Below are 13353 nucleotides of genomic sequence, written 5' to 3'. Positions count from 1 at the left end.
AAAATATAAGTTTTGTGCGATCGCTTCCGTATCCATCCTAAGCCATCATCGCATCGCTTCCGCTGAAAGTCTAAAGCTACAGGAACAGTTAGCAACGGATACACAACTTGAATGTTTGGCTATCTTTGAGAAAGATTTTTCGAGTATTTTACTAATCTCCTCAGCCGCTTGAGGTCGCCAGAAAAAGTACCCTTGCATCTGTTCGCATTGGAGATTTTGCAAGAAATCTTTTTGCGCTTCTGTTTCCACGCCTTCCGCAACCAGTCTCAGATTGAGTACCTTTCCTAACGCTGCGATCGCTGTAATGATGGCTGCATCATTGGGGTCGCTTGTCAAGTCCCGAACAAAGGATTTGTCAATTTTTAAGGTATGGAAGGGAAACTTTTTCAAATAAGTCAGAGAAGAATATCCCGTCCCAAAATCATCTAGAGAAATGTAGACTCCTAGCCGATGCAACTCACTCAAAGTTTTTCGGGTAAATTCTACATTTTGCATCGTGATTGTTTCAGTAATTTCTAACTCCAGAAATTGCGCTTCGAGTCCAGTTTCTTCCAGAACTCGCGTCACCATTTTGACTAAATCGGGTTCCTGAAACTGTCGGGCAGAAAGGTTAACCGCCACTTGTAAGTCGGCAATTCCTGCATCGTGCCAAGCTTTATTTTGAGCGCAGGCAGTCTTTAACACCCATTCCCCAATTGGTACGATGAGTCCGGTTTCTTCCGCTAGGGGAATAAATATTCCTGGAGAAACTAGCCCAAATTTTGGATGCTGCCAGCGCAACAGGGCTTCAACGTGGGTGATTTCTCCAGTCGTTGTATTGACTTGAGGTTGGTAGTAAACGACAAATTCTCCCCGTTCTAGAGCATGGTGCAAATCGTTTTCGAGTACCAATAACTCAGAATTCTGAGAATTCATGGCTGGATTATAAAATTGATAGTTATTCCGACCTTTTTCTTTGGCACGATATAAGGCAGCATCGGCGTTTCTCAAAAGTGTTTCAGCATCTGCGCCATCACTGGGATAAAGTGCAATCCCAATACTGCTACTGATATGCAGGGAGTGCCCTTCTAAATAAAATTCTGGCTTTAAAGCTTCCAAGATTTTCTGGGCAATCTTAGCAGCGTCCTCTTTACAACGAATTTGGGGGATAAGTAGGGTAAATTCATCCCCTCCCCAACGAGCAACGGTGTCATCCTCCCCCAGACAGCCGATCATTCGTTCAGTCACGCTTTGCAACAAGCGATCGCCAAAAGCGTGCCCCAATGTATCGTTAATCGTCTTAAAACGATCCAAATCCAAAAACATTACGGCAAGCGTACTTTGGCTTTGACGTGCATACGCCAAGGACACAGACAGCCGCTCATTGAATAGCATCCGGTTCGGCAAGCCAGTCAGCAGGTCGTGCAACGCTTGATAGCGGATGGTTTCTTCTGCCTGTTGGCGCTCGGTGACATCGCGGAAGCTCCACACTCTACCGACGACTTTTCCCCCAATCCGTTGAGGCTGGGAATAGCGCTCGAAGATTCTTCTATCTTTAAATTCAAGGAGGTCGTAGCTTTCTGCGTCTGGTTCGCTATAGAGTTCCTGAATTTTGGTGATAAAGGTTTCCGGGTTTTTTAGCTGCTCAAGGACAAATGCTAAGGCTTGGTTGCTATTCCCTGCCGCGACAATAGAGTCGGGGATGCGCCACATTTGGACAAATTTTTGATTGAAACTGGCTATTTTTCCGGTTTTGTCAACTACGAGAATCCCATCAGCTGTTGATTCGAGCGTCGCCTTGAGCAGGGACAGGGATTTTTCCAGTTCCTCTTCTGCCCACTTGCGCTCGGCAATCTCGCCCTCCAATTGCGCGATCGCATTGTTTAATTCTGCTGTACGCTCAAGGACTCGTTTTTCTAAGTCTGCGTTGAGCTGTTTGAGAGCGTTTTCTGCTTGCTTGCGATCGCTAATATCGCGGGAGATGGTAGAAAGAAAGTCAACGCTTCCATCCAGCTTCTTGTGGGCAATAATCAGCTGCAAAACTGGAATCTCCCGTTTGTCGCGGGTCAAAAGTGCAGTTTCGCCACACCAGACGCCATCGCGAATCGCACTAGGAATTCCCTCCTCCAAGATGATTTGACCCGCCCATTTCGGGTGGCAACTGGCAACGCTGAGGTTTGAGATATCCTCTTCGAGAGGAATTCCGACCAAGCGACGACCTGCCTGGTTAATGTAAAATGCGCGTCCTCGATTGTCCGCACTGCCTACGAAATCACTCGTTGCTTCCAAAATCCCGGCAAGGCGTGTTACTGCTTCCTCTGCTTGCTTGCGTTCTTGAGTAAGAGAGATGGCGGCTGCCGCTGCACGCAGCAGGTTGATTTCCAAAGGTTCCCAAGCACGCGCTTCTATGCAGTTGTCAAAGCCGATAAACCCGAAGAATTCGCCCTTAACCATGATGGGCAAAATTAGGATGGAAAGAATTCCCTGCGGTTCTAAGATAAAACGCTCTGATTCGGGTAATTCAGCGACAATTCCGGCAACAATGTCACCTTTTTCTAGCAAATATGCCCAGCGGGGGAAGAAGTCGTCATAAGAAAGGTTTTGCAGCGCCGGATTGTCGATTTCTGGATGAACGCCCTCGGCACACCACTCCGCACGCTGACTCATCAGCAAGTTGCCTATTTGCGAACGATGGTTCTCGAATACATAAACGCGACTTGCGCCTGCTGCTTGTCCGAGTTGTACCAATATTTCCGTGTAGCAATTCGTGCCGCCATCAAAAGTCAGCAACCGGCGCTCAACTTCAACCAATGCTGATAAGTAGCGTTCGCGCTGCGCGAGTCTTTCCTCTGCTTGCTTGCGCTTGGTGATATCGCTGAAGGTGCAGATTACTTGTTCAAGGCGACCATCCGCTGCCAACTGAGGTTCGGCATTGACTAATAGCCAGATGCGATCGCCTACACTAGGACGATAAATGCCCATCACGACATTCCGCACGGCTTGACGAGTTGCGATCGCTTGCGACACCGGATGGGTTTCTCCGGGGAACGGTGTACCATCTTCATGAATGACATTCCAATTCAGATCGAAGGAAGTTTTCCCCAGCAGTTGGCTGTCAGTGATACCGAGAAGGTCGATAGCCGCTTGATTGCTCAGCAGGATTTCTGCGTTGGCTCCTTGCAGTAAAACGCCGACGTGAAGCTCCTGTATCAGCGTCCGAAACCGCTCCTCGCTTTCGCGCAGTGCTTCCTCTACCCGCTGACGCTCGACAATCTCGCCCTGAAATTGCCCAATTGCACGCTTTAACTCAGTTGTGCGCTCCTCAACTCTTATTTCTAGTTCTTCTTTCGCTTGTTTGATCGCCAACTCCGCTCGCTGCCGTTCCGTGATATCTTGGGCTACACAAACGATTCCCTGAATTCTATCCGATACGCTTGCGATCGCTGCACAGGAAAACAGCACCGAGATTCTTCTCCCGTCTTTGGACAGGTAAATTTTTTCCGCATCTCGGACAACCCTTTTTTGAGTTAAATCATCCAACTCCGACGCTGTGAAAGGAAATTTTTCATCGGCGAAAATAACTCCTATCGGTTGCCCAATTAATTCCTCTTTGTGATACCCCAAAAGTTCGCAGGTTGCTTTATTAACTGACTGAATCATGGTATCGGGCGTTACCACGATCAGAGATTCCACCATGCTTTCACAAACATTGATTACATCCGCTGTTTTTTGCCGCAAATCCTCAGCCATTTTATTGAAAGCATCAGCTAAGGCGCTCAGCTCATCTTTGGTGGAAACGTCTATTTTTGTCTCTAGCTTGCCCTTGCCTATCTCTACCGCAGCCGCTTTGAGTTTGTTTAGCCGACTCAATATAGACCGCGAGATAGAAAGACCAAGAAGTATAGCGATTAAGACGGTAGATAAACCGACGCCAAATATCATTCTGTCGGTCAAGAGCAGAATTTCATGAATCTTCTTTCTTTCCGTTTCCAACTCTTGCGATTGAGCCTGAATTTTTTGGTTAATAGTTCCTATAAATTGTTGGCTGGTTTTTTCCAGTTCGTTTTCTTTTGCCAGTAACTCTGGAGTTACCTTTCCCTGCTTTTTTAAGCCGATTACCTCATTGGATAATTTTAAAAGTCTCTCACCTGAAGTTTGGATTTCTTCTGGCAATCCTTGTTCAGATGGGAAAAAATAGTTCGCTAATTCTTTATAATCATTCAGAGCCTTGCGATAATTTTCCTGGCTAGTCTCCACCTTTTGATATTTTTGCGTCGATACAATATCTTTTGCAGATGGATTTCTTTCTATTTCTTGGAACTCTAATTCTTTACTATACAAAACTACTGTATCCGAAACATATTGCAACCGCTCTAACTCATAGTGAAAAGGAATTGTTCTATTAATAACTTCGTTGTATTTTTTTTCAAGATTATTCGTTCCTTTAATTCCGACATATCCAACCACTTCAACAAGTAGAGCAACGGCTAAGTAACCTGTCATCAATTTGTGGCTGATTTTCATCTAAATGGGTTCCTGATGCTAAACCGTCTTGCTACTTGAAATAGTGTTTCAATAATAAATGCTTAGTAACAATTACCTATTCGTGAATGCTGGAATAGGCAAGGTAATGCCAGTTTAGAGAAGTCATCTCTCTGGCATAGAACTGGAAAACCTTAAAAAGACTTCCAAAAATATATGATTTTTTTATAAAAGATTAATAAAAAAGATACTAAAGTTAAATTTTAGACATAAAACTTTTATGAAAAGCCAGAGACCTAGAGGTAGCATTTATCGTTTGTAGAGACGCGAGATATGGAGTCTCTACAAAACCAACGTTAAGAAGGAGGTAGACCAACTTAATATCTAATCGCTGCGGCGTCGCCTAGAGGAAGGCCAAAAGCAAAAACCGATCGCCTCCTTAAGCTTCCCTAATGCATCCCTTCAACAATAAGAGGACAACGCCTAAGAAATTGCCATAGGTTTTGACCGATTTGACCTCTCTGGAACAGTTGCAGTAGAGCCTCTCTGGCTTTGACGCATCGGGATTTCAATCCAAAACTCTGCTCCCTGTCCCGCGTCGGAAATGCAGAGAAGCATTCCTGAATGCTTCTCTACTACAATTTGATAGCTAATTGATAGCCCCAGCCCCGTTCCTTGCCCAACTGGCTTGGTCGTAAAAAACGGATCGAATAGCCGTTTTCTTACCGCTTCCGTCATGCCTAGTCCATTATCAGCAATTCGCACAGCAACACGGTCGGGGTGCAAAACTTGAGTGCTAATCCGAATCGTTGGGGATGGTTCAAGATTACTTGTCGATTGTTCATTGTTACGAGCAATGAACGATAAGCCATCAAAGGCTTCTAGGGCATCAATAGCATTGCTAATAATATTCATAAATACCTGATTCATCTGACCCGCATAACACTCAACTAAAGGCAAATTTCCGTATTCTTTAACCACCTCAATAGCGGGATGCTCCGGCTTAGCTTTTAATCGATTTTGCAAGATTAAAAGAGTGCTATCTAATCCCTCGTGAATATCAACTGGCTTCATGTCTGCCTCGTCAAGGCGAGAGAAATTCCGCAAAGAAAGAACAATTTGACGGATACGTTCAGTGCCAATTTTCATCGAAGATAGGATTTTGTCTAAATCTGCAATAATAAAGTCAAGTTCGACAGTTTCTGCTTGCTCTTCGATCTCGGTAATTGGGTTAGGATAGTGTTTTTGGTAAAGCTGCACCAGTCTCAACAAATCTTGTGTATATTCACCCACATACACAAGGTTGCCGTGGATAAAATTAACGGGGTTATTAATTTCATGAGCTACCCCAGCAACCATTTGACCAAGGCTAGACATCTTTTCGGTTTGAATGAGCTGAGCTTGGGTTTGTTGCAAGTTTTGCAAAACTTGCTGAAGTTCTGTTTCTGCCTGCTTGCGTTCGGAAATTTCAATTTCTAAGTTTTGGTTTAACTCAATCAATTCGGCAGTCCGTTCAATTATTTTTTGCTCTAAAAAATAGTAAGATTCTGCAAGTTTTTTGGCCATTTGGTTGAACTCGCAAGACAATTTCTCAATTTCATCTCCTGTTTGAATATTTAGGCGATAATCTAAATTACCTGCACCAATTTTTGTCGCTCCTAACTGGAGTTTTTTTATAGATAAAATGACTGGGATTAATATTAATATCATCTGCCCAGTGAGAATTATAAGAATTAAACCTGTAGTGGCATATCTAATAATATGGGTGGTGTCTTTAAATTTATTTGATTCTTGCCTTGCTAGAGCATACTGTTGCTGAATATTACTAACTAGAGAGTTTAAAGAGAAATCAATATCTTCTTTGAAAGAATTGATGGTTCTGAAATCCTGCTGAGTCTGTTTAAGAGTAGAAGGTGTATCGCGAAGCTCTGTTGCTAAGCGGACGAGAAAACTATGGCGACGGCGAACAACTCTCAGTTCTGAATTTTCTGGCATCAGACTTTCTAAGTCATCCAAGCTAAGGATAAAGTCAGACATTGCCTTGTGATATTTTGCCATATCTGAGGGGTCGCGGTTGAGGATGAGATAGTTCCTCAGTGCTGCGATCTGGTCTCTTAAAGAAACTTTTAGATTTAAGACTATGCGGTCAGCTTGAGCGGCTCTTTCTCGGCTCGTTTCGGTAGATTTTTCTACTTGCTTAAGCCAGTCTTCACTGCCAACTGTAAGGCATAAAATTAGCCCTACTACGGCAATAGAAGATCCAATAAACTTAGTTAATATTTTCATTGCATTCGGCTTTATTTCAACTTAAGGCGCTCTTGGAGCTTTCTAATCGGTGTATAGTCTCGATCTTCTACCAGAGTATATCCAGCCGACTCAGAACCACTGGGATCTAGCAGTCCCTCTGGAGAGTTGACAAATGCTTTCTTGAGGTCGATTACCAGTTGAGATGGAAGCTTACTAGAGACGACAATGGGCGAAAGAGGAATTGGGTCAGATTCCCAAATAATTTTGTATTTTAAAGGGTCGATATTTCCCTCTTTCTGTTGCTGAAGATACGAGCGTTTATCATCCGCGATCGCATCCACCTTTCCTGCTAGTAAATCCGCTTTCACCTTGTCGTGACTACCCGCATACTTGACTGTAGCAAAGTCGCGTTCGGGGTTAATACCAATGTCTTGAAAGTGAGCTAAAGGCACTAAGTAACCCGAAGCTGAGGATTTACTGACGAAGGCAAATCTCTTACCTTTTAAATCTTTAATAGTTTTGATACCGCTGGCATTATTAACAACGATCGCGCTTGTATACCAAGGTCGTCCAGTTGTTCTTTCAATGGGCGCAACAATTGGCTTAAGTTGGGGATCTCGAAGATGTGCCTTCACATACGACAGGGGGCCTAGAAAAGCCATTTCTACTTTTCCTGTTACCAGTAAATCTATCGATGTGTCGTAGTCTTTTGTAATCTGAAATTTAACAGGCTTTCCTAATGTCTTGCTTAGATAGTCCGCTAGTGGCTGAAGTTGCTTTTCCTGTTCTGCTGAAACCTGCCACGGAATCACCGCCATATTTATGGTTTTTAGTTCGTCTCCTGTATTCCTATAACTATCGCTCAGTGGCTGAGAGCTGGGGCTTATTGGCGTTGTGGTATTTTCACTTGGCTGAGTACAGGCTACACAACTGTACGTAACGGACAAGGCTAGGATGAAGCAAGTCACTGCTCGTTTGTAAGAGCGATTCCGTATCCAAGATAGATGTTGTTGCATTCTGTTTAAGGCTATGTTTACCTTTTAAGTTTTTACCGTATTTGGAGAATAATACTGCTTTCCAAAATTATGAAAATAACACTTCAAGAAATGTTATTTTTTCACATCTTAAGTTAAGTGGTAATATGAGAGATTACTACTTAAATTTTGAGTCTGCTAATTTAGATTCATGCTTTCACTCAATCCTCATTCTCAGGAGGATTGGAGAAAATAAACACTGTGTTTTTACGGGTTTTTAAGATTTTCTTTCTCAAACCCAGAAATCTAGTTTTAAGCGATCGCTCATCTATCCACCCACAGATGCTCCTCAAGGGGGGGATTAACTTAGTAACAGGGAAAATTACTCCAAAGTCTGGCGATCAAAGGGATTCAGAGGTTCTCCCAGGATTACAACATTAACCAAAAAGGATTGCCTTAGAAATCCCTTCTGTCGTTTGAAATCGCGTAAAATGTCTCAATTCCCTTGCCTTGGACTTTGTGTTACTGGAATCTCTACAACGAACTCGGTTCCCTCTCCCACTGCTGATACACAACTGATCGACCCTCCATGTTTTTCTGTGACAATCTGATAGCTGATTGCCAATCCTAGCCCGGTGCCCTGACCGATTGGCTTGGTCGTGAAAAATGGGTCAAAAAGTCGCGCCTTGACATTCTCACGGATACCGGGGCCGTTATCTGCAATTCGCACAACAATTTTGTTCGCGTTCAAAACTTCAGTGCAAATCTGGATGGTCGGTAATTGAGAATTAGGAATGGGGAACTCGCTATTAGAACTTGTTTCTCCAGAATCCATGAGCTTTTGACGATTAGAGGGCAACCCTTCTAAAGCATCTATGGCATTGCTCAAGATATTCATAAATACTTGATTCAGTTGTCCTGCATAACACTCTACTTCTGGCAGCGTGCCATATTTCTTAATAACTGTAATTCCTGGAGAATCTGGTTTAGCTTTCAGCCGATTCTGCAAGATTAAGAGGGTGCTATCAATACCCTCGTGAATATCAACCGGCTTCATTTCTGCTTCATCCAGGCGGGAGAAGGTTCGCAAAGAGAGGACAATCTGGCGGATGCGGTCAGCGCCTAACTTCATTGAAGCGACCATTTTGGGCAGGTCTTCAAGAACAAACTCAATGTCTAAAGCCTCAACTTCTTCTTGAATCTCTGGCGCGGGATTGGGATAGTACCGTTGGTATACTTTCATTAGATTGAGCAAGTCTTGTGTATATTGCTCGGTGTGGATGAGATTGCCGTAGATAAAGTTAACGGGATTATTAATTTCATGCGCCACTCCAGCGACCAGTTGACCCAAACTGGACATTTTTTCAGTCTGAATCAGTTGAGATTGGGTCTTTTTGAGTTCGTGCAAAGTTTGTTGCAACTGCTGGGCTTTTTCTCGTTCCTTGGCTTCCGACTGGCGCAAGGCATCAAGAGCTTGCTTGCGATCGCTAATATCATTGTTAATTTCTAGTCTGGCGGACACCTGACCAAATTCATCTAATTGCAGCGTCCATCGGCTGGCTACCGTGATTTGAGTGCCATCACGCTTAGTGTGAATTAATTCGCCTTCCCAATTCCCTTCACGCAGGGATATCTCTAGAACTTCCTCTTTTGGTAGAGGAAAGACAGTTTTCAAGAAGGTGTGGATGTACTGACCTAGCGTTTCTGCTTTTGTCCAACCGTATAGCCGTTCAGCGCCCTGATTCCAATAGCTAATCTTGTCATTCAAATCTCGAATGATAATCGCGTCCGTGGCTAAGTCAAGCATCTCCATATTCTGCCGCAAGGCTTTCTCCGCCTGCTTGCGTTCGGTAACGTCTTCTATGGTGCTGAGGATACCGATTACTTTGCCCATCGCATCGTGAATGGGAACTTTGTTGATGTCTACCCAGAGTTCTTCATTGTTTGGCTGAATCAAGCGTTCGATAATATGCAGTTCCGGGGTATCCGTTGCCATCACGCGACGGTCGTCTTTGCGGTATTTTTCTGCTATTTCTTGCGACCACAAGTCATAATCCGTCTTGCCAATAATGTTTTCTGGATTGCTAATCCCAGTGATTTGACATGAAACCTTATTACAGCCTAAATAGACAGAGTTTCTATCCTTCCAGAAGATATATTGGGGAATATTATCTAAAATCAGTTGCAGCAGTTCTGCGCCTTTGCGAATGTCCTCAGCCGCTTTGCGATCGGTGATATCATTGCCAAATTGAATCACATCAACCAATTTGCCTCGCTCGTCAAACCGCTTCAGAACATTCCAATTGATAATCCGTTTTTCTCGATTCTGGATGGTCAAAACTGTTTCATAGTCGCGGACACCTCCATGCTTCAGGGTGGATAATAACTGCTCGATACCTCTGTATTCATCGTCAGCATAAAAGATTTCCCACCAGTTGCGTCCAATTAATTCTTCTGCGCAGTAGCCTGTCACCTGCTCAACAGCAGGATTGACAAATGTAATCACCCCATCAAGCTTTAGCCCAACGACCAGTGCTGGTGTAGTCTGAACAATAAATGATGTATAGTCGCGTTCTTTCTGAAGTTCATTTTCTGTCCGATAGCGATCGCTCATCTCCCCATAAATAAGCCTGTAAACCCATAAAGCAATAATAAAATTTAGGAATACACCGCTTAAAAATGTAATTAGAGAGTCACGAGCCTGGTCTTTTGCTTGTTGGTACCGCTCCTTCAACAAATGCTTTTGGTCATTTTCCAAATCATTGACAAGCAGGCGGATGTTATCCATCACTACCTTGCCTTCATTTGTCTTAACTAATTGTTGCGCGGCTTCAAATCCCTTGTTTTTTCGTAATTCGATTGACCGTTTCAATTCAGAAAATTTACTTGCAGTCAGAGATTCCAGAGTGCCGAGCTTCTGCTGTTGATTGAGGTTATTTCCCGCTAATCCCTTGAGAAACTCAACTTGTTGATTAACCTTAGCTGTTGCTGTGTAGTAGGGTTGTAAATAAGCCTCGTCTCCAGTGATTATGTAGCCACGCTGCCCAGTTTCTGCGTCCTTGATTCCGGAAAATACATCATCAAGCTGATTAATGAAGGTAAAGGTATCGTCTACTGAGTTATTCGCTTGCACAAGTTGCGTGATACTCCGGTACGAAATCCCACCAATGCTAACCAGTAGGACAGTTGCCACTCCCAGACCTCCCGCAACCTTGTAGAAGAATTTCCGATGCAAGTGCTTCGTTGAGCTGCCCTCAGTGGGTGCATACACTAGATCAGCTTCATTTTTAGGCAGAATCGCTTTCATCATGGCGTGTTTCGGTGAACTAAGGTTGAGGGTGAACGATAACCAGTAGCAGCTTCCAGACTTAGAAAGCGAAGCTTGATTGCATTTTTCGGATAGCGATGAAAAGCCTATAGTGTTCTCTTGATGAGGATTTTACTTGGGCAAGGGCATTGAGAAAAGATTTTGTAAATCTGATTCCATCCTTGTCTTAAAGGTATATTTGCCTAATAAAGTTCATTCTTTAGACAGATGTTTTCTCTTGATTTTATTTATAAGCGCAAGTTGAACAATATCGGCAGAATGAGGCAAATGTTAAGCCTTTTTGCGAGATAGAGTCCAAAAAACTTTTAGAGCCGCGTCATCAAACTCGGCTGCGACCTAATTTCGACTCAAAAAACGTCTAGATGGAAATCTCCGTTTCAGGGTTTTACACATCTTAAACGGGTCTAGAGCGCGATCGCCTTCTTGGTAGGCGGCGATGCAGCGACTCGCACCTGTTTTCTTTGCAAGCGATCGCGCTTTACCAAGCCGATGGTGCCCTCCTGACTCAATTAACTAGCTTAGGAATTTACTGAAATTCTTAATGATTTGGAGAATTTAACTAAATGTAAATTCCTAACAGCAAAACTGCCAAAAATCGAAAAGATACTTCATATCGTTTCTAAAAACAATTCGATAAGCTGAAAGAAGACAGAAAGTTGAGGAAATTATATGACCGCTTTTTCTAGCGCTGGATTAAAGCAACCAGCATGGCAAACAACCGTCACCTTTACGTTGGCTTTCTGGCTTAGCGGAAGCTTGCTTTTGGACTGGGTAATTATGCCCAGTTTGTTTGCAACCGGGATGATGACTCAACCTGGATTTGCAACAGCAGGTTATTCAATTTTCTGGATTTTTAATCGGATTGAATTATTATGTGCAGCCTTAGTGTTAACGGGGCTGTTGGTTCTTCACCGCACTCAGGCTGCTTCTAAGCTGGGAGGGCGCAAAGTAATTTTCTTATCCCTGTTCTTGCTGACAATTGCCATTATTGATACATATTTTTTAACCCCACAAATGAGCGCGCTGGGGCTACAGCTCAATCTTTTTGAACCCGTTGCTGAGATTCCTGCCGGGATGAATCAAATGCACGGGGGCTACTGGACATTAGAAGCGTTGAAGTTGATTGCTAGCGGTACGCTGTTGGGTTTGTGCTATCGCGATCGCGCTTAAACGCCAGTATTTCAATTAAAGCCCATCTCATCCGTCAGACTGAAGTCTACGGCTAGACAAAAAATTAGCCCGCGCAGGCAGGGCTAATTTTTTAGCGTTGAACTGGCAAATCGAGACGGGGTTTAAAGGTTTCGATTTGCCGCAGCTTTTCGTAGAGTTCCCGTTCTTGGGAAGTGACCGTTTTGGGAACCACAACCTGAATTTCAACTAACTGATCGCCGCGATCGCCTCTGCCTGTCGGGTAGCCTTTTCCGGCAAGGCGCAGGCGCTTCCCGTGCCCGACACCGCTAGGAAGCGTCATTTTCACCAAACCATCCAAGGTAGGAACTTCCACGGCTCCCCCCAAGACTGCCTCGCTGGGAGTGACTGGCAATTGGCAGAAAATATCCGAGCCTTCTACTTGAAAGAAAGCGTGGGGCGATACGGTAATTTTGAGGTACAAGTCGCCACCTTCAATGCCCTGACCCTTCAGCCGGATGCGTTGCTCGTTGACCATTCCGGGTGGCATATCCACTTCCAGCGATCGCCCATCTTCCAGCCGAATCCGCTCTCGTCCTCCCTGATAAGCTTTTTCGAGGGGCATCGTCAGTCTGGCTTCAACATCGCGCCGACTAGGGCGCGAATTCACGGTGTAGGATGTTTTCGTGTTACCAGGACGGAAGGTATCGGCTGAGGCAACTCGGTTGTTGGAACTGGGTGCCTGAGTAGCTACACGGGTTTCCCGACGTCCTAGCAGAGTATCGACAAAGCTGTTGAAGTCCGGGTAATCGTCATATTTTAATTCTTGCGTGCCGTTGCGACCGTTGGAGCGCGTCCCCCAGGCTTTAGTCCCCTTGGTCCCTTTAGCGCCCTTGAAACCGCTCCGGTTCCAGAAACGGCTGAACTGATCGTATTGCGATCGCTTACCCGGATCGGAAAGAACTTCGTAAGCCTCACCGATATCCTTGAACTTTTCTTCTGCTGTTTTGTCGCCAGGATTTAGATCGGGGTGATACTGCCGAGCTAGCCGCCGATAAACTTTCTTAATTTCGTCGCCGGAGGCATCACGAGCAACGCCCAGCATCTGGTAGTAGTCCCGAAAATTTTGCATAGTTAATTAACGATTAGCTGTTACCGATTAGCTGTTACCGATTAGCTGATTGAGCGTTGGATATTCACAGTTTTAGCAGACTA

Annotated in this window: 6 protein-coding genes; 1 reads left to right on the top strand and 5 read right to left on the bottom strand. The window is 44.3% G+C overall.

What is annotated here, in order from left to right; genetic code table 11:
• Positions 1-45 precede the first annotated feature (45 nt).
• From NDA03_RS02095 to NDA03_RS02080, 4 genes are all read right to left on the bottom strand, one after another.
• The gene (locus NDA03_RS02095) at positions 46-4503 is read right to left on the bottom strand and encodes an EAL domain-containing protein (RefSeq protein WP_348237153.1); all 4458 of its coding nucleotides are present in this window, start codon (positions 4501-4503) and stop codon (positions 46-48) included.
• 441 nt (positions 4504-4944) lie between these two features.
• Positions 4945-6747 carry an ATP-binding protein gene (locus tag NDA03_RS02090; RefSeq protein WP_348237152.1) on the bottom strand — a complete coding sequence of 601 codons (1803 nt, stop codon included), beginning with the start codon at positions 6745-6747 and terminating at the stop codon, positions 4945-4947.
• An 11-nt stretch (positions 6748-6758) separates the two neighbouring features.
• Positions 6759-7724, bottom strand: coding sequence for a phosphate/phosphite/phosphonate ABC transporter substrate-binding protein (locus NDA03_RS02085; protein ID WP_348237151.1), 966 nt, complete (start codon positions 7722-7724; stop codon positions 6759-6761).
• Positions 7725-8178: 454 nt separating this feature from the next.
• A complete protein-coding gene (locus tag NDA03_RS02080; protein WP_348237150.1) occupies positions 8179-10992 on the bottom strand; it encodes a PAS domain S-box protein in 2814 nt (937 codons plus the stop codon).
• A 687-nt stretch (positions 10993-11679) separates the two neighbouring features.
• Here NDA03_RS02080 and NDA03_RS02075 point away from each other — a divergent pair.
• Complete coding sequence (locus NDA03_RS02075) at positions 11680-12180, top strand: hypothetical protein (RefSeq protein ID WP_190415077.1); 501 nt, start codon at positions 11680-11682, stop codon at positions 12178-12180.
• A gap of 91 nt (positions 12181-12271) precedes the next feature.
• Here NDA03_RS02075 and NDA03_RS02070 read toward each other — a convergent pair whose 3' ends face one another.
• Positions 12272-13270 carry a J domain-containing protein gene (locus NDA03_RS02070; protein WP_190415078.1) on the bottom strand — a complete coding sequence of 333 codons (999 nt, stop codon included), beginning with the start codon at positions 13268-13270 and terminating at the stop codon, positions 12272-12274.
• Positions 13271-13353: the final 83 nt, after the last annotated feature.

This window comes from Trichocoleus sp. Lan (assembly GCF_039961855.1).
GTDB lineage: Bacteria > Cyanobacteriota > Cyanobacteriia > Cyanobacteriales > FACHB-T130 > FACHB-T130.
Note: the sequence above shows the minus strand (reverse complement) of the source record. Positions and strands in the feature narration are given on the sequence as shown.